This is a genomic window from Longimicrobium sp. (assembly GCF_035474595.1).
Classification (GTDB): Bacteria; Gemmatimonadota; Gemmatimonadetes; order Longimicrobiales; family Longimicrobiaceae; genus Longimicrobium.
Genome location: NZ_DATIND010000097.1, coordinates 87227 through 108528, shown reverse-complemented (window position 1 = coordinate 108528; position 21302 = coordinate 87227). Strand labels below are relative to the sequence as shown.

Annotated in this window: 18 protein-coding genes; 7 read left to right on the top strand and 11 right to left on the bottom strand. The window is 70.9% G+C overall.

The window, feature by feature from the left end; all coding sequences use genetic code 11:
- A partial coding sequence (locus VLK66_RS18075) for a VIT and VWA domain-containing protein (protein WP_325310859.1) occupies positions 1-1430 on the bottom strand: 1430 nt, incomplete at its 3' end.
- A gap of 460 nt (positions 1431-1890) precedes the next feature.
- On the opposite strand from VLK66_RS18075, the gene VLK66_RS18070 reads away from it, so the two are divergent.
- The 3 genes from VLK66_RS18070 (at position 1891) to VLK66_RS18060 (ending at position 6318) form a co-directional block, all read left to right on the top strand.
- Positions 1891-3891 carry a DUF1800 domain-containing protein gene (locus VLK66_RS18070; RefSeq protein ID WP_325310858.1) on the top strand — a complete coding sequence of 667 codons (2001 nt, stop codon included), beginning with the start codon at positions 1891-1893 and terminating at the stop codon, positions 3889-3891.
- 292 nt (positions 3892-4183) lie between these two features.
- Positions 4184-5497: a DUF1501 domain-containing protein gene (locus VLK66_RS18065; protein WP_325310857.1), complete on the top strand. Its 1314-nt coding sequence runs from the start codon at positions 4184-4186 to the stop codon at positions 5495-5497.
- A 203-nt stretch (positions 5498-5700) separates the two neighbouring features.
- The gene (locus VLK66_RS18060; protein WP_325310856.1) at positions 5701-6318 is read left to right on the top strand and encodes a hypothetical protein; all 618 of its coding nucleotides are present in this window, start codon (positions 5701-5703) and stop codon (positions 6316-6318) included.
- Between the two features lie 110 nt (positions 6319-6428).
- On the opposite strand, the gene VLK66_RS18055 is transcribed toward VLK66_RS18060, so the two are convergent.
- On the bottom strand, positions 6429-6950 hold the full coding sequence (locus VLK66_RS18055; RefSeq protein WP_325310855.1) for a hypothetical protein: 522 nt from the start codon (positions 6948-6950) through the stop codon (positions 6429-6431).
- A gap of 38 nt (positions 6951-6988) precedes the next feature.
- Complete coding sequence (locus VLK66_RS18050) at positions 6989-8140, bottom strand: YcbK family protein (RefSeq protein ID WP_325310854.1); 1152 nt, start codon at positions 8138-8140, stop codon at positions 6989-6991.
- A 274-nt stretch (positions 8141-8414) separates the two neighbouring features.
- Here VLK66_RS18050 and VLK66_RS18045 point away from each other — a divergent pair, with 274 nt between their 5' ends.
- Positions 8415-9593, top strand: a complete 1179-nt coding sequence (locus VLK66_RS18045) for an SDR family oxidoreductase (protein ID WP_325310853.1) — start codon at positions 8415-8417, stop codon at positions 9591-9593.
- A 412-nt stretch (positions 9594-10005) separates the two neighbouring features.
- On the opposite strand, the gene VLK66_RS18040 is transcribed toward VLK66_RS18045, so the two are convergent.
- The 4 genes from VLK66_RS18040 to VLK66_RS18025 form a co-directional block, all read right to left on the bottom strand.
- On the bottom strand, positions 10006-10827 hold the full coding sequence (locus VLK66_RS18040; protein ID WP_325310852.1) for a DUF4105 domain-containing protein: 822 nt from the start codon (positions 10825-10827) through the stop codon (positions 10006-10008).
- Positions 10824-11207: a hypothetical protein gene (locus tag VLK66_RS18035; protein WP_325310851.1), complete on the bottom strand. Its 384-nt coding sequence runs from the start codon at positions 11205-11207 to the stop codon at positions 10824-10826. The genes VLK66_RS18040 and VLK66_RS18035 overlap by 4 nt, the downstream gene beginning before the upstream one ends.
- 23 nt (positions 11208-11230) lie before the next feature.
- Entirely contained in the window at positions 11231-12361 is a 1131-nt protein-coding gene (locus VLK66_RS18030; protein WP_325310850.1) for a TPM domain-containing protein, read from the bottom strand.
- A 154-nt stretch (positions 12362-12515) separates the two neighbouring features.
- On the bottom strand, positions 12516-12809 hold the full coding sequence (locus tag VLK66_RS18025; protein ID WP_325310849.1) for a hypothetical protein: 294 nt from the start codon (positions 12807-12809) through the stop codon (positions 12516-12518).
- 550 nt (positions 12810-13359) lie between these two features.
- On the opposite strand from VLK66_RS18025, the gene abc-f reads away from it, so the two are divergent.
- Positions 13360-15306, top strand: coding sequence for a ribosomal protection-like ABC-F family protein (abc-f, locus tag VLK66_RS18020; RefSeq protein ID WP_325310848.1), 1947 nt, complete (start codon positions 13360-13362; stop codon positions 15304-15306).
- A gap of 559 nt (positions 15307-15865) precedes the next feature.
- Positions 15866-17092, top strand: coding sequence for a serine hydrolase domain-containing protein (locus VLK66_RS18015; protein ID WP_325310847.1), 1227 nt, complete (start codon positions 15866-15868; stop codon positions 17090-17092).
- A gap of 263 nt (positions 17093-17355) precedes the next feature.
- Here the strand turns inward: VLK66_RS18015 and VLK66_RS18010 are convergent, their stop codons facing one another.
- Entirely contained in the window at positions 17356-17748 is a 393-nt protein-coding gene (locus tag VLK66_RS18010; protein WP_325310846.1) for a cupredoxin domain-containing protein, read from the bottom strand.
- Positions 17749-17930: 182 nt separating this feature from the next.
- On the opposite strand from VLK66_RS18010, the gene VLK66_RS18005 reads away from it, so the two are divergent.
- Positions 17931-19523, top strand: coding sequence for a peptide chain release factor 3 (locus VLK66_RS18005; protein WP_325310845.1), 1593 nt, complete (start codon positions 17931-17933; stop codon positions 19521-19523).
- A gap of 202 nt (positions 19524-19725) precedes the next feature.
- On the opposite strand, the gene VLK66_RS18000 is transcribed toward VLK66_RS18005, so the two are convergent.
- The 3 genes from VLK66_RS18000 to VLK66_RS17990 all read right to left on the bottom strand — a co-directional run bounded on the left by VLK66_RS18000 (position 19726) and on the right by VLK66_RS17990 (position 21297).
- Positions 19726-20049 carry a helix-turn-helix transcriptional regulator gene (locus VLK66_RS18000; protein ID WP_325310844.1) on the bottom strand — a complete coding sequence of 108 codons (324 nt, stop codon included), beginning with the start codon at positions 20047-20049 and terminating at the stop codon, positions 19726-19728.
- Complete coding sequence (locus tag VLK66_RS17995; RefSeq protein WP_325310843.1) at positions 20046-20444, bottom strand: type II toxin-antitoxin system RelE/ParE family toxin; 399 nt, start codon at positions 20442-20444, stop codon at positions 20046-20048. Before VLK66_RS17995 ends, VLK66_RS18000 begins: the two co-directional genes overlap by 4 nt.
- Before the next feature lie 187 nt (positions 20445-20631).
- Positions 20632-21297, bottom strand: a complete 666-nt coding sequence (locus VLK66_RS17990) for a hypothetical protein (RefSeq protein ID WP_325310842.1) — start codon at positions 21295-21297, stop codon at positions 20632-20634.
- Positions 21298-21302 lie beyond the last annotated feature (5 nt).

Genomic DNA, 21302 nt, shown 5'->3' with positions numbered 1-21302 from the left:
GTGAGGTCGGTGCGCACCGTGCCCATGTCCACGCGCACGTTGGAGAGCACGGGGTGGTTCACCTTGTCGAAGAAGAGCGACACCTTCTGCTCCAGGTCCTCGCGCGGGTCCACGTAATCCGCCGTGCCGCCGTTCTCGGCGGCCACCCGGTCCAGCAGCCGCGTGTTCACGTCGTAGCCCACGCCGAAGGTGAAGAGCCGCACCCCGCTGCTCCGCGCCTGGCGCGTGTTGTCCAGGATCTTCTGCACCGCCGTGTCGCCCACCGTCGGCAGCCCGTCGGTCAGGAACACGACCATGCGCGGGCGGGTGGTCTCGCGCGGGAACTGCCTCATCGCCTCGACCAGCGCGTCGTTGATGTTCGTTCCCCCCGCGGGCTGCAGGTGGCTCACGAAGTCCACGCCGCGCCGCCGCCCCGCCTCGGTGGCGGCCACCAGCCCATTCTCCATCAGACGCGTGTCGCCGGAGAAGGCCACCACGTTGTAGCGGTCGCCCGCGTTCAGCCCGCGGATGCCGTACTCCAGCGCGCGCCGGGCCTTGTCGATCTTCCCCTCGTCGCTCATCGAGCCGGAGATGTCCAGCACGAACACCACGTCCTTGGCCGCGTACTCCTGCGCGTGGACGGTGGTGGGGGGGGAGATGAGGAGAAGGTAGTAGCCGTCCTTCCCCGGCTCGCGGTAGGTGAACAGCGACATCCCGATCTCGCTGGGCGACGGCGTCCAGAAGAGCTGGAAGTCGCGCCGCTCGGCCTGCCGCCCGCTCTCGAAGCTCACGCGCACGCGGCGGTCCTCGTCGCTCCGGCGCACGTCCACCGCGTGGCTGGGCGAATACACGGTGCGCATGGGCTGCTGCGCGCGGATCTCCACCGTCCCCGTCACCCGCTCCACCGGGCTGGCGTTGCGGCCCACGCCCAGCGGGTAGCGGTAGCCCACGGTGCCACCCTCGGCGCCCAGCACCTGCGTGTAGGTGAGCTCCAGCTTCTTGGTCGACCGCGGGTTGATGGGGAAGATGCTGGCCTGGAACAGCTCCTCGCCGGCGTACTCCAGCAGCCCGGGGTCGCGGCGGCGCCGCACGATGCCGTCGTAGATGCGGCGCGCCTCCTCGCGCGGACGCACCTCGCCGGCCAGCCGCCGGTCGCCGTCCCAGATGGCGAAGTCGGTGATGCTGGCGCCGCGCGGAATGGGGAAGAGGTAGGTGCCCTCGAGCGTGGCCTGGGTCTCGTTGCGGAAGACCTGCGTCACGTGCGTGGTGGCCACCTGCCCCTCGATGCGCGTGTCGATGTTCACCGACTCTACCGGCAGCCCGATGCGCCCCTCGGGCGGCACCCACGGCGTGCGGCAGTCGCGGCATTCGGGAACGATGATCCCCTGCGCGCCCAGCGGAGCGGCGGCAACGAGGAGGAGAGCGGTGGGGAGAAGACGATGGATTCGCATGCGGTGAGCTCCGCGAGGGGTGGGTTTCCTCGGGTTCGTACCCGCGCCGGGTGCGGGATGGTTCCCGCGACGTACGGCCCGGGAGGATTCCGGAGTGGAACGTGCGACGGGACGGCGTTCTTACCGCTAAGTATTTAGCACGTCGAAACTTCAGCGGGATCAGGGGATCCGCGCCGGGGAGACAATATGCGGGCGGCGGTCCGGGTGCGGAAGCCTGGGGGAGGCCTCCCCCGCGGCTGGGGCCGCGTACCCCCTCCCGATAACGGGCCCGATAACGGGAGGGGGTAACTTCGATAGCGGCGCTCGGGCGGTGGAGCACTCGCCCGACCGCGCCGAACGTCTCATTGCGCTGAGTATCGTCGCATCCCCCAACGCCATCTCCCGCTCCGCTGTACTGCCTCTCGTGGCGCCGAATGCGATCCCGGCGCCGCTCGCGTTTCCGCATCACCGCGGCACAAGCATGACTGATCTCAAGCCGAACCATCTTCCCTCGCCCGCACGGCGCGCCGCCGCGACCGGCGGCATTCTCGCGGGCGCGCTCCTGCTCGCGGGCCTCGTCCCCGCGCAGGCGATCCGCGCCTTCGCCGCGCCGCACGACGCTGTTGCCGAGCCGATGATGGGTCGCGCGGCGATGCTGCGGCCGGTGCTGGCGCGCCGCCCGGCGGACGCACCGCCCACGCGCGAGGACAGCGCGCGGGCGGTGCACCTTCTCCAGCGCGCCACCTTCGGCGCGCGGCCGCGGGACGTGGCCGAGGTGCTGCGGATGGGCCGCGAGGCATGGCTCGACCGGCAGCTCCATCCCGAGCGCATCGACGACTCCGCGCTCCAGCGGCGCCTCGCCGCCTTCCCCGCCGCCGCGATGTCGCCCGGCGAGCTGCTGGCCGCGTATCCCCGCCCGAAGGCGAATCCCGCCCAGCGCGCCCAGCGCGACTCCGCCCGCCGCGCCCGTGAGGAAATGCGAGGAGATTCGGGAATGGTGATGAATCGCGGCGGCGCGGATGAATCCACCAGCGCCCGGCCCCGCGCCCGCCGCCGCGCCGCCGCCGGGGACACCGCGGCGATGGCGATGCGGGCGGACGGCGCCGGGTTCGCCGCGGGGCGGCGGCAGGCACGACCGCGCGGGCCGCAGGCCATTCTTGTCGACGCGGCGGGGGCCCGGCTCCAGCGCGCCGTCTACAGCGAACGGCAGCTGGAAGAGGTGATGACCGACTTCTGGTTCAACCACTTCAATGTCTTCTTCGGGAAGAACCAGGACCGCTACCTCGTGACCGCGTACGAGCGCGAGGCGATCCGTCCCCACGTGTTCGGGAAGTTCCGCGACCTGCTGGAGGCCTCGGCGAAGCATCCGGCCATGCTCGTCTACCTCGACAACGCGCAGAGCATGGTGCCGGACTCGGTGAACCCGAACGCCGGCCAGATCGACGCCGCGCGCCGCCGCCTGCTGGCGATGACGCCCGCGCAGCGCGCCGAGGTGTACCGCCGCCGCGGCGTGGATCCGGCCGTGGGCGAGCGGATGCTGGCCGGCGGCGACTCGGGGGCCGGGCGGCGGCGGGCGCGGGGGATCAACGAGAACTACGCGCGCGAGCTGATGGAGCTGCACACGCTGGGCGTGGACGGCGGCTACACGCAGCACGACGTGATCGAGGTCGCCCGCGCGCTTACCGGGTGGACCATCCAGCGCGGCGGCCGGCGCGCGGCCGGCGCGGAGCCCGCCTTCGTCTTCCGCCCCGCGATGCACGATCCGGGGGAGAAGACGGTGCTCGGGCACCGCCTCCCCGCCGGGCGCGGCATCGAGGACGGCGAGGCGGTGCTCGACCTCCTCGCCCGCCATCCGGCGACCGCGCGGCACATCGCCCTGCAGCTGGCGCAGCGCTTCGTGGCCGACGACCCGCCGCCGTCGCTGGTCGACCACCTGGCCGCCGTCTTCACCCGCACCGACGGCGATCTGCGCGAGGTGACGCGCGCGCTCTTCCTTTCCCCCGAGTTCAACGACCCGCGCTGGCGCGACGCCAAGGTGAAGTCGCCGCTGGAGTTCGTCGCGGGCGCGCTGCGGGCGACGGGTGCGGACGTCTCGCCGTCGCGCGGGCTGCTGCAGGCGCTGCGGCAGATGGGGCAGATGCCGTACGCCGCCACGCCGCCCACCGGCTACCCCAACACCTCGGCCGAGTGGACGAACAGCGGGGCGATGCTGGGCCGCATGAACTTCGCCCTCGCGCTCGCCGCCGGCCGCGTCGACGGCGTGCGACTGGACGAACAGCGGTTCGCGCTCGCCCTCGCAACGCGCGATGCGGACGCCCGGATCGCCGCCCTCGCGCGGATGGTGATGCCGGGAGCCGCCGACCCGCGCCTCGTCCGCACCATCGCCGAGGACGTGCGGCAGCAGGCGCAGCTGGACGAGCGCCAGCGCGCGGCACGGGCGCTGGGGCTGCTGCTCGGCTCGCCGGACTTCCAGCGGCGGTAGGGGGACGGGAGGATGAAGCGTGGTCGGGCCGGGGCGCGCGCATCACGCATCGCGCCCTCTCCGGCCGGCTTAGGCCGTCCACCTCTCCCGTACCGGGAGAGGTAGCTTTCCGGCATCACCGGCACGTGGAGCTATTGGCGTCGTCAGAGTTTGCAGGCCGCGCCGATGCTGGACAGCCCCCCTCGCCCGGAACGGGAGAGGGCGAGCGCTCCAAGGCGCGGGGAGAGGGCGGCGCGGGCGCAGAGGAAACGCACCGCGGCCCGAACGTGCGATCAGAAGGAGTTGTAAGAAGATGACCGACCCGATCAACCGGCGCGTGTTCCTGAAGGGCGGCGCCATGGCGCTGCTGGCGATGGCCACGCCCCCCGAGTTCCTGGCGCGCTCGCTCCTGGCCGAGTCGCGCGCGTCGGCGCGCAAGAAGACGCTGATCTGCATCTTCCAGCGCGGCGCGGCCGACGGGCTGAGCATGGTGGTGCCCTTCGGCGACCCGGCGTACTACGCGGCCCGGCGCTCCATCGCCATCCCCGACCCCGCGAAGCGCGGCGCGCGCGGGGCGCTGGACCTGGACGGGCACTTCGGGCTGCACCCCTCGCTGGAGCCGCTGCTCGACCTCTACCGCCGCCGCGAGCTGGCCATCGTCCACGCCGCGGGCTCGCCCAACCCCTCGCGCTCGCACTTCGAGGCGCAGGACATCATGGAGACCGCCTCGCCCGACCGGCGCGCGGCCGACGGGTGGCTGAACCGCGTGCTGCGCGAGACGGAGTGCGGCGAGTGCGCGGGCCGCACCCTGGCCGATCCGCGTGCCCACGCCGCCGACCACGTGGCCGGTCAGGCCGCGCTCCGCGGCGTGGCGATGGGTGCCGAGCTCCCCCTTTCGCTCCGCGGCGCCGCGCCCGCGCTGGCCATCGCCGACCTGGACCGCTTCGGCGTGGCGGGCGGGCGTGATGCGTCGCTCTCCGGCACCTTCGCGCGGATGTACGGCAACGAGCACGGCGACGTGGTCAGCGGCGCCGCGGGCGAGGGGCTGGAGGCGGCCGAGCTGCTGAAGCGCATCGACCCCGCGCGCTACGAGCCCGCGGCCGGCATCCGCTACCCGGCGACGGACTTCGGGCGCTCGCTGCGGCAGATCGCGCAGCTGGTGAAGGCGGGGGCGGGCGTGGAGGTGGCCTTCGCGGACCTGGGGGGATGGGACACGCACGTGGCGCAGGGCGGGCCGGACGGGCAGCTCGCGCGGCGGCTGGGCGAGCTGGCGCAGGGGATCCGCGCGCTGCACGACGACCTGGGCGAGCGCATGCGCGACGTGGTGATCCTGACCATGAGCGAGTTCGGGCGCACCGTGGCCGAGAACGGCACCGGCGGCACCGACCACGGCCACGCCAACTGCATGTTCGTCCTCGGCGGCGACGTCCGCGGAGGCCGCGTGCTGGGCGACTGGCCGGGGCTGGCGCCCGAGCAGCTGCACGAAGGCCGCGACCTGAAGGTGACCACCGACTTCCGCGACGTCTTCGCCGAGGTCGCCGGGAAGCACCTGGGCGCCACGCACCTGGACCGCGTGTTCCCCGGCTTCGACGCGAGCCCGGCGCGCTTCCGCGGCGTGCTGGCGTAGACTGGGCGGGAAGGATTTCACACGGAGACACAAAGGAATGGAGGCACGGAGAACTCACCCCGCGGCGAGCTCTCCGTACCTCCGTTCCATTTCACCCGGGTCCGCGCTTTCGGTCTTGCAGCCACGCGCCGCGGCGGCTCTATTTGGAATCATCCGTTCCCATCCCCGTCTTTTCCGCTCCGACTCCCCGACAAACACAGCCGATGAATCGCAAGCTCCTCGCGGCGTTGGCCGCCGCGTGCCTGTACGCCGCGCCCGCGCTCGCCCAGTCGCAGCAGCCGCCCGCCACGCCCTTCGGCCTGCGGATGGGGATGACGCTGGCCGACCTGGCCCGCTTCCACCCCGAGGCCCGGCGCACGCCGGGCGTGTACCTCATCGACGGTGCCCCGGCGGCGCAACCGGAGTTCCGCGAGTACATGATCGTGGTTTCGCCGCACCAGGGGCTCTGCAAGGTGGTCGGCATGGGACGCATCATCGAAACCCCGGAATCCGGCGAGGCGCTCCGCGCGAGCTTCGACCGGCTGGAGAGCCTGCTGGCCGGCAAGTACGGGGACGGCAACCAGATCGACGACCTGAAGGAAGGGAGCCCGTGGTCGGGCGACCGCGACTGGATGATGTCGCTGCGGCAGCGCGACCGCACCTACCGGACGACCTGGAGCACCGCGGACGGCGACGCGCTGCCGCCGAACCTGCAGTACGTGGAGATCGACGCCAGCGCCGCCTCGGAGCCGGGCCTGGGGTCCGTGCTTCTCACCTACGAGTTCACGAACTTCGCGCAGTGCCGCGGCGACCTGGACGCGCAGCGCGGCAACGCGTTCTGACGGAAGACAGAAAACGAATTTCACGCAGAGAAACAGAGCAACGCAGACGGAGAGAATCGTTCACGTCCTCTCCGTCTCTATTGCTCTGTTCTTTACGTGAGATCGCAGTTCTACAGGTCTTCGCGGTGCGACGGCGGCCGCTCGGCGGGCTCGCCCAGACCGCCCGCGCGTCCGCCGGGCCCGAGCGAACCGCCCGCCCGCGCGCCGGAGCGCGCATCACCGGAAGCGCCGCCTTCCTTCGGCAGATACTTCGCCTCCAGGCGGCTGACCTTTCCGTTCAGCCGGCCCACCAGGATGCGCGTGGCGCGCAGGTCGTGGTTGCTCTCGATCAGCATCAGCGCCATGTCGCCCGCGGCCCACAGCAGCCCGGCGAACACGATGATGCGCGTGGCCTCCACCAGCAGCGTGGGGATGGCCTCGTTGCCGCGGTTCACCAGCCCCAGGATGGCCTCGCCGATCAGCAGCAGGATCAGCAGGATCGCCAGGATCTTGAACAGCCGCGCGATGTAGCGCAGCCCCTCGTGCGGCTCCAGGTCCTCGTCGCGGACGTCCATCTCCGGCGGCAGGTGCTCCTCGGCCCGCTCCTCCAGCCGCCGCTCCGCCTCGGTCCGCGCGCTCCTCGCCTCCGCCATCGTCGCCTCCCCCCGTCCCTGAAAGGAACCCGCAGCCCTCACCACGCGCCCCAGCGGGCGCGGTATCCCCGCGTGTCGATGTGCACGAACCCGTGGTGCGCGCCGGTGGGCGTGTAGATCCCGATCCCTCCCACCAGCTCCGGGTGCGCCTTCTCCACCCGCTCCGCCGCCCGCCCGATCACCCGCGCGTCCTCCACGTTCACCCGCCCGTCGCCGTTCAGGTCGTCCATGAAGCCGTCGTTGTCGTTGTCCACCGCGATGTCCATGGCGTCGCCGTACATGTGGCGGCTGAGCGCGGCGCGGCCGCTGGGGTCGCCCCCGCTCTCGTTGTAGCTGGGGGTGCGGAAGCCGCTGACCACGAAGATGTTCTTCACCGGGTGCCCGTCGCGCTCCAGCTCCTGCAGTGTCAATTCCACCTTGTCCAGCTCGCGCGGCTGCATGGCCACGTACTTGGGCCACACGTCGTTCTGCCCCTTGGTCACGAAGTCCTTCAGCTGCACGTGCTCGCTCACCCACAGGTTCATGTTCTCGGGGGTCACCTTCACCAGCCCCGGCGGCGGCGCGTAGATGGGTCTGGGGGCGCCGCCCTGCTCGAAGGGCCAGCTTCCCACCTTGTAGGTGCCGATCCGCCCGTTCTGCTTGGCCGACAGCGGCACCAGGGTGATGACCGCCGCCCCGCTGGCCGGGCGGATGGCGTCGGCCATCTTCAGCACCACGTTCCAGATCCCCGGCGCCTGCCCCGGCTGGTCGCCCGGCACCGCGCCGCCGGGCGTGCCGCTGGCGGGCTGCAGCTGCACCTGGGCGCCCGCCGGCGCGTCCAGCGTTTCCCCCGGCTTCAGCACGCGCACCTTCACCGCGCCGCTGGCCCCGCCCGTCTCGCGCGCGAAGTCGGCCGAGAAGGCGCTCACCATCTGCTCGGTGGCGAAGGCGGCTTCGGGCGGCGCGTCGGAGGCCAGCGGCGTGCGGGTGATGGCCCCGGCCAGGGTGGCCACCGGCAGCGCGCCCGGCTGCAGGTCCTTCTCCGGCGCCAGGAAGATGCTGTACAGCCAGCCGGTGACGAACATCGCCACCAGCAGCGTGGACACGCGGTTGAAGCTGCGCTCCTGGCGCGGGCTCATCCCGGCCTTCTCCCAGCGGGACCGGTGCTCGGTCACCAGCGGGAAGAGGAATTGGTCTTCCGTGTATTCCATGGGGGCGCGCCTGCTTCAATCACCGTGCCGCCGCCGAGGAACGGTGTGAAAGTGCGAAAGTGCGAGAGTGCGAAAGTGGCCCGATCCACCGGTTGATTTGCCAACTCTCCCACTTCCGCCGCACTCCCGCACTCCCGCACTCCCGCACTCCCGCACTCCCGCACTCCCGCACTCCCGCACTTTCGCACCGTCTCCTCCGGCCCACCCCTTGCAGCCGTCCCCCGGCTCCGGGCCGATGGACGCCAACTGCATGGGAGGAAAGAAGATGGGTGCGATGCTGAAACCGATCGCAGAGCAGGTGATGGTGATCACCGGGGCCGACAGCGGGATCGGGCTGGCCACCGCGAAGCTGGCCGCGGCGCGCGGCGCCTCGCTGGTCCTGTGCTCGCGCAACGAGGCGGAGCTGGCGCGCATCGCCGCGGAGCTCACGCGGGGCGGCGCGCGGGTGGAGTGGCACGCGGGCGACGTGGCGGACCCGAATGCCATGCTGGAGCTGGCGGAGGTGGCCGTCCGCGCCTTCGGGCGCATCGACACCTGGGTGAACAACGCCGGCCTCTCCATCTACGGCCGCATCGAGGACACCCCGGTCGACGACGCCCGGCGGATGTTCGACACCAACTACTGGGGCGTGGTGAACGGCTCGCTGGCGGCGCTCCCCTACCTGCGGGGCACCGGCGGCGCGCTGATCAACGTGGGCAGCATCGTCAGCGACACCTTCGTGCCGCTGCAGGGGCACTACAGCGCCAGCAAGCACGCGGTGAAGGGCTTCACCGACGCGCTGCGGGTGGAGCTGGAGCACGACGGCGCGCCCATCTCCGTCACGCTGGTGAAGCCGGGGGCCATCGACACCCCCTTCCCCGACCACGCGGCCAACTACATGGACGCCGAGGCGCAGCACCCGCAGCCGGTGTACACGCCGGACGTGGTGGCGCGCGCCATCGTGCACTGCGCGCAGCACCCGCGGCGCTCGGTGACCGTGGGCGGCGGCGGGCGGATGATGGCGATGATGGGGCTGAAGGCGCCGAAGGTGGCCGACGCGATGAGCCAGTCGATGTTCGGCCAGCAGAAGCGGAAGAAGCCCGGCACCCTCCCGCAGGAGAACACGCTGTGGGAGCCGCCCGCCCGCACCGGCCGCACCCGCGGCGACCAGCCGGGGCCCGTCCTCCACCACAGCACCTACACCGCGGCGTCGCTCCACCCGGTACGCACGGCGCTGGCGCTGGTCGCCGCGGCGGCCGGGTACGCGCTGGCCACCGGCGGCGGCGAGGTGCTGGTGCGCCGCGGCCGCGAGGCGCTGGACAGCTTCCGCGGCCGCGACGGCGCGGACGACCCCGACGTCGACGTGCAGGTGCGCACCGCGCCGCGCTACGACACCCCCGACGTGACGATGGAGGTCGTCACCGAGGAGGTGTACGTGATGGACGCGGCCCCCGGCGACCGCTGGGTGCCGTAGCAGACTGGATGGAGAGCGGGCCCGCTGCTCCATTCCGGAGCCCCGGGCCCGCCTCGATCATGACCGTTGTGGCACGCGCGATGCATCCCCATATTGCTGCGTGCGGAGCCGTCTGGGTGGGGCGGTGAGCACGCGTGGACGGACGAAGGGGTGCGAGGAAGGTTCTCGCACCCCTTCCGTTTTTCAGTGCGGGAGTGCGGAGTGCGGGAGTGCGGAGTGCGGGAGTGCGGCGGCTGGACAGCACCGCGCCCCGCAGACGTCATCCTGAGGCCGGCCACACTGTAGCATCCGCCGCGAAGAAGACGGCAGGCCGAAGGATCCATAGCCGGACCGCACGTCCGCCGCCGGTGACGCGGGGAAGGCAGCCCATGCGCTGAGTTCCCTGCGTCTCCGCGTCTTCGCGTGAGACCCTTCAGTTCGCCGTCAGCCCCGCGCGGATGCGGCGGGAGAAGTCGGGGCTGTCGCCCCAGCGGAGCGCGGCGGCGTTCACGTGGAAGCGCTCGCGGGTCTGCTCGAAGGAGAGGTCGGTGTCGATCATCCCCAAGTCGTACGCCAGCCGGTCGCTGTAGCCGGGGAACAGCACCTTGAAGCTGAACGGCACCCGGTGCGGCGCCACCCGGTTCACGTGCTCCACGATGCTGGTGGTGCAGGTGTTGGTCAGCGTGTTGTACCACTCCGGGTGCTCCGCCAGCTCGTTGGCCCGCGTCAGCATGTCCACCAGCAGCGCCCGCACCTTCGCCCGGTCGGCGCGGATGGGGTAGAGGTAGACGGGATCGCGGCGGAAGTTGGTGCGCAGCCGCACCACGTCGCGCTCGTCGGCCACCACGTACGTCATCTCGAACTGCCGCATCAGCCCCTTCCACGGGCTGAACGTCTCCCCCTTCTCCTTGCGGATCTCGGCGCTCACGGCCAGGAAGCGTCCGTCGTCGAACTCGAAGCTGGCCAGCGTGTGCGCCGGCCCGCGCCAGTCGCGGCTGAACGGCTCCACCAGGAACCAGGCGCGCTTCACCCCGCGCAGGTCGTACGCGCGGTCCTCCCAGCGCACCGTGTAGCGGCTGGCGGTCACGTAGTCGGCGTTGCGCACGTTGTGGATGCGCACGCTGTCGCCGCGGAACTCGGCGCGGGCGACGCGCGCGTTGTCCGGCGTCCAGTCGCGCGCGTTGGACGGGCGCCGCGTGGCCCACCAGACGGCGCACGGCAGCAGCAGCGTGGCGACGACGGCGCGCTTCCTCACCACGCGCTCCGCAGCCGCGGGTCGCCGCGCTCCAGCAGCTGCCGGCTCTCCTCGTTCAGCAGCACCCACAGCCCGTAGCCGCCGATCAGCGTTCCCAGGGGAAAGCTGAACAGGTGGAGGATGCTGAGCACGATCCCCAGCACCCGCGACCACGGCTTCCAGGCCAGCAGCCCCCACCCCAGCACGATGGCCGGGAGGGAGAGCACGGCCATGATCCCCAGCACCAGCGCACCGATTCCGCCCGCCACCAGCGCGTCCTCGCCGCGCCCGGAAAACGCTCCCGCCATCCCGAACACGGTGGCGCAGCCGACGCCGACCAGCAGCATGAAGCCGCCGCTCACCACGTAGAGCCAGCCCAGGATCTTCAGATGGTCGCGCATGCTTCCCTCCCCGATCTGCAGGTTCACCAGCTCCCGCTCGCCCCGCCGCCCGACGAGTATCCCCCGCCCCCGCCCGACGAAGAAGACGACGAGGATGAGGATGAAGATGAAGACGACCACGACGACGAGCTCGACGTGGTGTGGTGCGGGCGCGTCTTGCGCGGGAGCCAGACCACGTTGCGGTCGTGGAAGCCGCAGTGGCGGCAGTCGCGCAGCACCTCCTCGCGCCCCTCGTCGTCGTACGTGGCGTACTGCAGGACGTGCTTCGCCGTCTCCACCGTCTCGTAGCGGCACGACGGGCAGGTGGACTTGCCGCTGAACCAGGCGGAGTAGCGCGCCAGCGTGTGCGAGCCGCACTTCCCGCACTTCCACACGTCGTAGTCCACCGACCCCAGGAACTCCTCGGTCTTCTGCCCCGACTCCAGGTACACGTCGTCGGCCACCTCGTCCAGCTTCACCATCTGCGTGCCGCACTGCGTGCACTTGCGCGGGCGGTTGCGCGCCGCCGAGCCCATCGCCACCACCGCCGCGGACAGCCCGCCCACGCCCAGGACGGCGAACAGCACCCCGGCGCCGCCGCCCGACGATGGGGCGGAGGGCGAGTACGCGGGCTGCGGCGCGTAGGCCGGCTCCGGTGCGGGCGGCGGCGCGAAGGCGGCCTGCCCCCGGGGCGTGAACCACTGCGCGATCCCCGCGGTGCCGCGCACGATCCCGCGCACCATTTTGTCCTCGCGGAAGTGGGGGATCATGGAGTCGCTGATCACCTGTTGCGCCGCGCTCTCGTACCGCAGCGCGCCGTCGCCCAGCTGGATGCGCACCTTGCGGTCGCCCGTGGCCACCACGAGCAGGATGCCGTCGTTCTGCGGGCGGTCGCCCACGCGCCAGGCGTTGAACAGCCCGCGCGCGAAGCCCTCGATCTCCGTCTCGCCCACGTCGTAGCGGCTCATGCGCGAGACGGTGACCACGCGCACGTCGATCCCCTGGCTGCGCGCGGGCGCCAGCAGCGTGCGGATGCTGTCCTCCATCTTCGGCCCGATGACGCCGGCCAGGTCCTGCACGGCGTTTCCGTTCCACTCCGGCCAGCCGTTCTGCGCGGCGGCCGGCGCGGCCAGGAGCACGAGGGACGCAAGCATCCCCAGGGCACGAGAGGTCATGGCGGGTTTCGACCTGAGAAGGGTGTCCGCGTCTGCGAAGCCGCAGGCGGGCGGAGACTACGGGGAAGTGGGCGCGTGTGTTTCGCGCCGGTCGGAGCGGACGAAAATGTAACCGGTTGCGGCGTTTGCGTCTACCGGTGCGCGGGGCGCCGGATCAGCCGCGCGGGGTGGGCTCCTGCTCGACCTCGCTGGTCCAGGTGCCGGGGCGGTTCAGGCGTCCGGTGCGGGTCAATCCCTCCCACCCGCAGCGGGGGCACCAGCGGCGCTGCACGTACCCCAGCGACAGGTGCGAGAGCATCCGCCCCGCCGCGCCCATGCGGATGGGCAGCGTTTCGCCGTCGCACTCGCTGCACACGCGGTCCGACGGGAAGATCAGGAAGATCATGGCGAACGCCAGCAGCACCTTGGCGCCGAACGCCACGAAGAAAAAGAAGATCCAGAGCAGCATCGGGTTCTTCCCCGCAGGGTCCGCCGGAGTGGATTCCGGCGTTCGCGACCGGCCGTGCAAGAACCACGCACCGGCCCTCGATCCGAAGGTAATCACCCCCACAACCCCTCCGGCATCGTCCCGCCACCGCAGCCGGAACGCGGGCGCGGCGGCGGTTCTGACGCGAGTCCGCCGGCATCATCTCCCGCTGCGCGGGGAGCCCTCACCCGAAAAATCGCGAAGCGCGAGACAAAACTGCCGTCTCGCCCTTCGCGATTTTTCGACCTCTCCCGACAGCAGGAGAGGTGAACGGCGACGGCAGTTCCGCGCTCGGAGAGTTCTCCTCTCGATCAGGTCTCCCCCTTCTCCTGCTGTCGTCGGGAGAAGGGGGCCGGGGGATGAGGGCTCCCGGCGCGCAGCGCCCCCGCCGTCGCAGGTCCGCACAATATCCGCAGTTACGATCTGGTCGTCCGGGATCGTGATGGAGATCCCGATCCGCCCCCGCCCCTCGCACCCCACCGCCGGTCGGGTGTATCTTCGCCGGCTCTTCATCCACCCCCGGCGAGACACGATGGCGAACGTCCTGAACGTACAGGAGCTGTACAAGTCCTACGGCCCGCGAACCATCTTCGACGGCGTTTCCTTCGCCGTGGACGAGGGGGAGAAGGTGGGTTTCATCGGCGTGAACGGCTCCGGGAAGTCGACCCTCTTCCGCATGGTCGCGGGGACGGAGAGCGCCGACACGGGGACGTTCGCCTTCCAGCGCGGCATCCGCGTGGGGTACCTGGCGCAGGAGCCCGAGTTCGCGCCGGGCGACACCATCCTGGCCGCCGCGGCCGCCGGGCGCCCCGAGCTGATGGAGGCCATCGGCGAGTACCACGCAGTCTCCGAGCAGCTCGCGCGCGGCGAGGGCGACGCGGACCGTCTCCTCGCGCGCCAGGAGAAGGCCGCCGGCCGCATCGACGCGCTGGGCGGGTGGGACTACGAGCACCGCATGGAGGCCATCCTCACGAAGCTTGGCGTGGAGCGCTGGGAGCGCCCGGTGGCCGGCCTCAGCGGCGGCGAGCAGAAGCGCGTGGCCCTGGCGCGCGTCCTCCTGCAGCAGCCCGAGCTCCTGCTGCTGGACGAGCCGACCAACCATCTCGATGCCGACACCGTGCTCTGGCTGGAGGAGCACCTGCAGGAGTACCCCGGCGCGGTGATGCTCATCACGCACGACCGCTACTTTCTGGACCGCGTGGTCGAGCGGATGATCGAGGTCTCGGTCGGCGAGCTGACGCCCTACCCCGGCGGCTACACCGAGTACCTGGAGGCCAAGGCCGAGCGGATGGAGCGCCTCTCGGTGGAGGAGGAGAAGCGGAAGAAGCTGATCCAGCAGGAGCTGGAGTGGGCGCGCCGCTCGCCGCCCGCGCGCACCGGCAAGAGCAAGGCGCGGCTGGACCGCGTGGGCGCGCTGCAGGCCGAGCAGCGCGAGAAGCGCCTCCCCACGCGCACCGCGGTGGAGATCAATGCGAACGACGCGCCGCGGCTGGGGCGCACCGTCATCAACCTCCACCACGTCAACAAGGGGTACGGCGGGCGCACGCTGATCCGCGACTTCAGCACCATCCTGCAGGCCGGCGAGCGCATCGGCATCATCGGCCCGAATGGGGTGGGAAAGACCACGCTGCTGCGCATCATCACCGGCGAGGAGGCGCCCGACGGCGGCGAGGTGGAGATGGGGAAGAACACCCGCATCGCCTACTTCGACCAGCGCCGCTCCGATTTGGACCTGGAGAAGAGCATCTACGAGGCGGCGGCGGAGCAGGACTGGGTGATGGTGGGCGGCGAGCGGACGCACCTGCGCAGCTATCTGGAGACCTTCCTCTTCCCCCCCGGGCAGCAGCGGCAGAAGGTGTCGTCGCTCAGCGGCGGCGAGCGCAACCGGCTGCTGCTGGCCAAGCTCTTCCTCACCGACGCCAACCTGCTGATCCTGGACGAGCCGACCAACGACCTGGACCTGGTCACCCTGCAGGTGCTGGAGTCGGTGCTGGCCACGTGGAGCGGGTGCGTGCTGCTGGTGACGCACGACCGCTACTTCCTGGACAAGGTGGCGACGGGGCTCATCGTCTTCGAGGGGAACGGCCAGCTGCGGCGCCACGCGGGGGGATATGACCTCTACCGCCGCCTGAAGGACCAGCGCGAGGCCGAAGCCGCCGCCGCGGCCGCCGCCCAGGCGCCGAAGAAATCCGCCACGGCCACGTCAGCGGCCAAACCGTCGGGCGATGCGAAGCCGCGCAAGCTGAGCTGGAAGGAGCAGAAGGAGCTGGAGGGGATGGAGACGGCGATCCTCGATGCCGAGCAGCGCAGGGAGGAGCTGGAGGCGCAGCTCGCCGACCCCGCGCTCTACACCCGCCCCGCCGACGAGGTCGCCCGCGCCACCGCCGCCTTCCGTGAGGCCAGCGAGCGCGTGGACGCCCTCTACGCGCGCTGGGCGGAGCTGGAGGAGATCGCGAGCGCGGCGTCGGGGGCCCGGTAGGCGAGCCTCGGCCGGGAAGGCGAATGAATTCGCGGCAACAACAGCCCGAAGTCCGCCTTCGCGCCGCCTTCGCGGACTCCCACCCCGGCATCCTCGCGAGAACCGGCACACTGGCGTCCGCCGGGTGAGCCGAACCGTGCAGGCCGCGCGGATGCCCCGTCCCTCCCCCAAAACTGCCTGGGGGAGGGACGGGCGGCCCGGCGGTGCGACGGGAGTCGCGCCGGGCGAGCCAGGGAGAGGGCCCGCGAGTCGGCGGGCGGCACGGATCTCCGGAACACCACCATCCCCCAAACTGCTTCTGCTACATTCGCAAAGTGCGGGAAAATCCCTCCGGCAGATCCGTCGGAAAGCACTTATCTCGATGCAATACAACGACATTGATCCGGCGTGCATAATGCAGAAGGGCGGGGCGTTAACATCCGCGCCACGCCTGCAACCTCGTCCTCTTCATGGGACGGTCATGGTTCTCGTAAGTCGAGGTTGTTGACAGGGATCGCTCCATGATGCTACACTGGAATTCCCCCACGCCGTAATCCAATCCAGTACACGCAGTGTGCCCATGTCCATCTCCTCCATGATCCTGGTGGCGGCGTCCCTGCACGCCCTTCCGGGAACCGACTCCGCGCGCTCGCCCGTCCCGGGGGACCTGGCCAGCCGCAGCGCGTCGCACGCGCTGACGCCCGCCAACGAGGTGGGGATGAGCGCCACGGCGCTGAGCCACGCCGAGGAAGAGGTGTGGAACGACATGCAGCGCGGCGCCTTCCCGGGCGCGGCGCTGGCCATCGGCCGCAACAGCAAGGTGGTGCTGGAAGACGGCTTCGGCACGCTGGGCCGCGGCGGGCTGGGCGACGAGGTGGACCCCGACCGCAGCGTCTACGACCTGGCCTCGCTCACCAAGGTCGTGGGCACCACGACGGCGGTGATGCTGCTGGTGGAGGACGGGAAGATGCGGCTGGACGAGCCCGTGGCCGCCTATCTTCCCGAGTTCACCGGCGGCGGCCGCGAGCGGGTGACCATCCGCCACCTGCTCACGCACACCTCCGGGCTCCCCGACGGGATCGACGTGCCCGGCGGGATGACGCCGGAGCAGGGGCTGCGCTACGTCCTCGGCACCCCGCTGCGCTCCAGCCCGGGGATGCGGGTGGAGTACTCGGACCTGGGCTTCGTGATCCTCTTCGCCGCCGCCGAGCGGGCCGCGGGCGAGCCGCTGTACCACTTCCTGGACCGGCGCGTGTTCGGCCCCCTGCGCATGCGCTCCACCACGTACTGGCCGGGCGAGGGGTGCGGCCGCTGCGCCCCCACCTCGCGCGAGATGGGCATCGGCTTCCGCGGGCACGTGCACGACCCCATCGCCCGCCGCCTGGGCGGGATCGCGGGGAACGCGGGGCTGTTCTCCACCGCGCACGACCTGGCGCGCTTCGCGGCCATGATGGCCAACGGCGGCGAGCTGGACGGCGTGCGCGTGCTGCAGCGCGCCACCATCCGCATGTTCACGCAGCGCCAGCCGGGCACCGGCACCCGCGCGCTGGGGTGGGACACGCCGGGGCGCCTGGGGACGAACATGTTCGGCAACCGCGTCTCCGACCGCTCGTTCGGCCACACCGGCTACACGGGCACCTCCATCTGGATCGATCCCGACCTGGGGACGTGGGTGGTGCTGCTGGCCAACCGCACCTACGACACCGAGGGAAACAACCGCATGCAGGCGCTCCGCCGCGCGGTTGCCGACCACGTGGTCGCCGCCGCGCAGTTCGGGGGGATGGTGGCCTCGGGCGGGGGGAACTGAGCCAAGTACGAAAGTACGAGAGTACGATAAGATGAAGATTCCCCCGCGCCGGGCGAGGCGCGGGGGGATCTCGTTTTGCCGGCCCTCGGGACGCCACCCGGCATCCCTGACGGGCAGATGCCGGACAGCAGTCCGCGAAGGCGGACTTCGGGCAGTTGTTGCCGCGAATTCATTCGCCGGGCGCCGAGCCAGAGTCGAGCCGGTGCGTTTCCGGGATCACCGATCACCCCCGATCACCAGCCCCCGTCATCTCCCCCGACGGCTCACTGCACGTGCACCACGCCCGTCATCCCCAGCGACTGGTGGGGGATGCAGTGGTAGCTGAAATCGCCCGCGGTGTTGAAGGTGAACTCGAAGGTGTCGCCCGCCGAGCCGATGCTGGCGCTGCTGAACACGCCGGGCTGCGCCGCGTTGTCGGGGGTGACGGTGTGGCCGGAGCTGGCGTCGGCCACCCACCGCACCGTCGTCCCCCTGGTCACGGTCAGCGTGCTGGGGGTGAAGCGGTTGCCGGCGGTGGCGTGGATCTCGATGACGCCGGGCGGGTTGGTGACGCCGCCGCCGCCACCGCCCGAGCCGCCGCCGCTGCTGCAGCCGCCGGAGACCAGGGTTCCGGCGACGGCGAGCGCGGCCAGGGAAATACGGATGCTGCGGATCATGGAAGCCTCTCGGGGTGTGACGGGTGGCGCGCCGGGCGTTGTGCCCGGCGCGGACGGGGCCGGCGTGGGCGGCCGGAGACGTTGAGTGGCGGCGTGGAAAGTGTTAGATTCAGGGCACGACCCGGCCTCCGCACCCGCGCAGCGCGCGCGGCCGCGGCGGCCGATCCGTTTGAATGGGACCGATGAGCCAGATCGCAGACGAGGTCCGCCGGCGGCGGACCTTCGCCATTATCAGCCACCCCGACGCGGGGAAGACCACGCTCACGGAGAAGCTCCTCCTTTACGGCGGGGCCATCCACCTGGCGGGGAGCGTGAAGGCGCGCCGCGCGGCGCGGCATGCCACGTCCGACTGGATGCAGATGGAGCAGGAGCGCGGCATCTCCGTGACCAGCTCGGTGCTGCAGTTCGAGTACGGCGGCTACGCGGTGAACCTGCTGGACACGCCGGGCCACCAGGACTTCAGCGAGGACACCTACCGCACGCTGATGGCGGCCGACAGCGCGGTGATGCTGCTGGACAACCGCAAGGGCGTGGAGGAGCAGACCCGCAAGCTCTTCGAGGTGTGCCGGCTGCGGAAGACGCCCGTGGTGACCTTCGTGAACAAGTGCGACCGCCCCGGCGCCGACCCCATCCAGCTGCTGGACGACGTGGAGCGCGAGCTGGGGATGAAGTGCTACGCCATGACCTGGCCGGTGCACGCGGGCGACCGCTTCCTGGGCGTGTACGACCGCGCCGACGAGCGCATCCACCTGTTCGAGCGCGGCGAGGACCACGGCCAGCGCCGCGCCGAGGAGCACACGGTGCGGCTGGACGACGACCGCATCCACGACATCGTTCCCGAGAACGCGCTGGAGAAGCTGCTGGACGACCTGTCGCTGCTGGAGCTGGCGGGGGCGGAGTTCAGCGAGGAGGCGTTCCTGCGCGGCGACGTGAGCCCGGTGTACTTCGGCAGCGCGCTGACCAACTTCGGCGTGGAGCCGTTCCTGGTGCAGTTCCTGGAGCTGGCGCCGGCGCCCACCGCGCGCGAGGCCAGCACGCGCACGGTTACGCCGCTGGAGCCGAACTTCACCGGCTTCGTGTTCAAGATCCAGGCGAACATGGACCCCAAGCACCGCGACCGCATCGCCTTCGTGCGGGTGTGCTCGGGGCGCTTCGAGGCGGGGATGCAGGTGAGGCACGTGCGCCTCGGCAAGCCCGTGCGGCTGGCGCAGCCCACGCAGTTCATGGCGCGCGAGCGCACGCTGATCGAAGAGGCGTGGCCGGGCGACGTGATCGGCATCCACGACCGCGGCACGCTGCGCGTGGGCGACACGCTCTCCGCCGACGGCGACCTGGAGTTCAGCGGGATCCCGCGCTTCAGCCCCGAGCACTTCGCCCGCGTGCACGTGGCCGACCCCATGCGCCGCAAGCAGCTGGACGTGGGGCTGCAGCAGCTCTCGGAAGAGGGCGCGGCGCAGGTCTTCTACGCCGAGTCCATCACCGGCCCCGCCCCCATCGTGGGCGCGGTGGGGCGGCTGCAGTTCGACGTGCTGCTGCACCGGCTGGAGCACGAGTACGGCGTGAAGGCGCGGCTGGAGCCCATGTCGTACCGCGTGGCGCGCTGGGTGGAGGGGCCGATGAAGGAGGTGGAGCGCGTGGCCGGCGGCGGCTACGGGCGCGCGCTGGTGTTCGACAGCAAGGAAAAGCCGCTCATCCTCTTCGACAGCGAGTGGACGATGAAGACCACCGCCGAGCGCGAGAAGGAGCATCTCCAGTTCTTCGACGTGGCGCCCTGAGGCGGGCGGGGCGGCGTAACGCAGGGGATTGATCACACCCCATGGAAGGGCAATCGCCGCTCCGGGAGCGGATGTCGAACGCTAGTCGCTGCCCCGCAACGGCTTAGGCCGATCGGCGGAGAAAGCAAAGTGAGGGCGGGGTGTTCCGCATCGGAACACTCCGCCCTTTTTCGTCACAACGACTATCTCTGCTGCGCGCCGGTCAGCCCGTCGCGCGGACCGGCTCGTCGGGATCGCGTCTCGCCGGCTTCACTACGATCTCCACGTCGTGCCCGAGCGCCTTGAGGAACGCGATCAGCCGCTCGAGCGAGAACAGGTGGAGCTTGCCGCGCATCATGTCCGAGACCGTCGGCTGGGTGGTGCCCAGGAGCTTTGCAGCTTTCGCCTGGGTGAGCCCACGCTCGCGAATGGTTTTCGTGATCGTATACAGCAGCCGTGAGCGGGCGAGCGCCTCCTCCGCGTCCGGAAGTCCTCCATCGGCGAATACGTTCCCGCTGCTGTACTCGAACTCCGGCTCGTCGCTCATCGTGTCCTCCCCTGATTCCCGGTGCCTTGGCCGAACTCCCGCTGGTGCACTCTCACGGCGGTCTCGAACCGCATCCGGATCAACTCGATCTCGTGCTGCGGGGTCGCGATCCCCCTGACCGACTTCTTCTTGAACGCGTGGAGCACGTAGATCGCTCCTTCCAGCTTCGTCGTGTAGACGACCCGGTACGTGTCGCCGTCGAAGTCACCTGTCAGCTCGAAAATTCGCAGGCCCTTCAGCACACCCGAAGAAAGCGGCTTGGCGCCCGGAAGACTCCGCACGCCAAGCTGGACCTGGTGGAGTGCGTGTCCGAACTCCTGGAGTGCCTCTCGCGGGAATGTTCTGTAGCTCTTCCTCGAGCTCGCAATCCAGATGAGAGGCCTCTCTGTCTCCATAACTATACGAGTTCTGAGATAATGAGCAAGGATGGATCAGCGGAGGGACGAACTTAGCGAACCATTTCGAGATTGTCCAGAGTGTGCTAAAGCTGGAATTATTGGAATTTCTGGAATTTCTGGACAAGAGAAAGCAGGGCGCCCGCGATGGACGCCCTGCTCCGATCTCTAGCCGGCGGCTGCGCGCCTAGCCGCGGCGGCCGCGGCCGTGGTCCCAGCCGCGGAAGTCCTCGGGGCGGTAGGTGGGCTCGTCGCCGATGCCGCGGTTCCAGCCGCGGTCGCGGACGCCGTACGGGTCGCCGCGGTTCGGCTGGCTGGCCTGGTGGCCGTCGTGCCATCCGCCGCGGTCCGTCTGCCCGGCCTCGAAGCCGCCGCGCATCACCCTGAAGGGTGTGCGGCTCTGGCGGTCACCGAAGGGGTCGCCGGCGTCGGTGCGCATGCGGTCGCGGCCGCCGTGCACGTCGCGGTCGTAGCCGCCGCGCTGCATTCCCGGCTGGGCGCGGAAGCCGCGGTCGTAGCCACCGTGGCGGGCGATGTCCTGGTCGTAGCGCGCGCCGCCGGCCGCGCGCCAGTCCCACTGCGCGTCGTGTGCGCCGCGGTTGCGGGCGGTGCTCCACGCACCGTCCAGCCCGCGATAGGCGAAGTCGGACGCGTCGTAGCCGCGGCCCTCGCCGCCGTGGTTCCAGCCGCCGCCCTGCATCATCCCGCGGTCGTAGCCGCGGCCGTGCATCCCGCCGCCCATGCGGCTCTCGAAGCGCTGCCAGGCGCCGCGCATCCGGTCGCCCAATCCACGCCCGTTGCCGTGCTCGCGGCCGTAGTCACGTCCGTAGTCGTGCCGGTCGAAGAGTCCCATCCGCT

Excerpts from the sequence above, each read along its gene's own strand:
- VLK66_RS18070 (WP_325310858.1), top strand. The coding sequence starts at position 1,891 with ATGACTGATCTCAAGCCGAACCATCTTCCCTCGCCCGCACGGCGCGCC.
- VLK66_RS18065 (WP_325310857.1), top strand. The coding sequence starts at position 4,184 with ATGACCGACCCGATCAACCGGCGCGTGTTCCTGAAGGGCGGCGCCATG.
- VLK66_RS18060 (WP_325310856.1), top strand. The coding sequence starts at position 5,701 with ATGAATCGCAAGCTCCTCGCGGCGTTGGCCGCCGCGTGCCTGTACGCC.
- VLK66_RS18055 (WP_325310855.1), bottom strand. The coding sequence starts at position 6,950 with ATGGCGGAGGCGAGGAGCGCGCGGACCGAGGCGGAGCGGCGGCTGGAG.
- VLK66_RS18050 (WP_325310854.1), bottom strand. The coding sequence starts at position 8,140 with ATGGAATACACGGAAGACCAATTCCTCTTCCCGCTGGTGACCGAGCAC.
- VLK66_RS18045 (WP_325310853.1), top strand. The coding sequence starts at position 8,415 with ATGCTGAAACCGATCGCAGAGCAGGTGATGGTGATCACCGGGGCCGAC.
- VLK66_RS18035 (WP_325310851.1), bottom strand. The coding sequence starts at position 11,207 with ATGCGCGACCATCTGAAGATCCTGGGCTGGCTCTACGTGGTGAGCGGC.
- VLK66_RS18030 (WP_325310850.1), bottom strand. The coding sequence starts at position 12,361 with ATGACCTCTCGTGCCCTGGGGATGCTTGCGTCCCTCGTGCTCCTGGCC.
- VLK66_RS18025 (WP_325310849.1), bottom strand. The coding sequence starts at position 12,809 with ATGCTGCTCTGGATCTTCTTTTTCTTCGTGGCGTTCGGCGCCAAGGTG.
- abc-f (WP_325310848.1), top strand. The coding sequence starts at position 13,360 with ATGGCGAACGTCCTGAACGTACAGGAGCTGTACAAGTCCTACGGCCCG.
- VLK66_RS18015 (WP_325310847.1), top strand. The coding sequence starts at position 15,866 with ATGTCCATCTCCTCCATGATCCTGGTGGCGGCGTCCCTGCACGCCCTT.
- VLK66_RS18010 (WP_325310846.1), bottom strand. The coding sequence starts at position 17,748 with ATGATCCGCAGCATCCGTATTTCCCTGGCCGCGCTCGCCGTCGCCGGA.
- VLK66_RS18005 (WP_325310845.1), top strand. The coding sequence starts at position 17,931 with ATGAGCCAGATCGCAGACGAGGTCCGCCGGCGGCGGACCTTCGCCATT.
- VLK66_RS18000 (WP_325310844.1), bottom strand. The coding sequence starts at position 20,049 with ATGAGCGACGAGCCGGAGTTCGAGTACAGCAGCGGGAACGTATTCGCC.
- VLK66_RS17995 (WP_325310843.1), bottom strand. The coding sequence starts at position 20,444 with ATGGAGACAGAGAGGCCTCTCATCTGGATTGCGAGCTCGAGGAAGAGC.
- VLK66_RS17990 (WP_325310842.1), bottom strand. The coding sequence starts at position 21,297 with ATGGGACTCTTCGACCGGCACGACTACGGACGTGACTACGGCCGCGAG.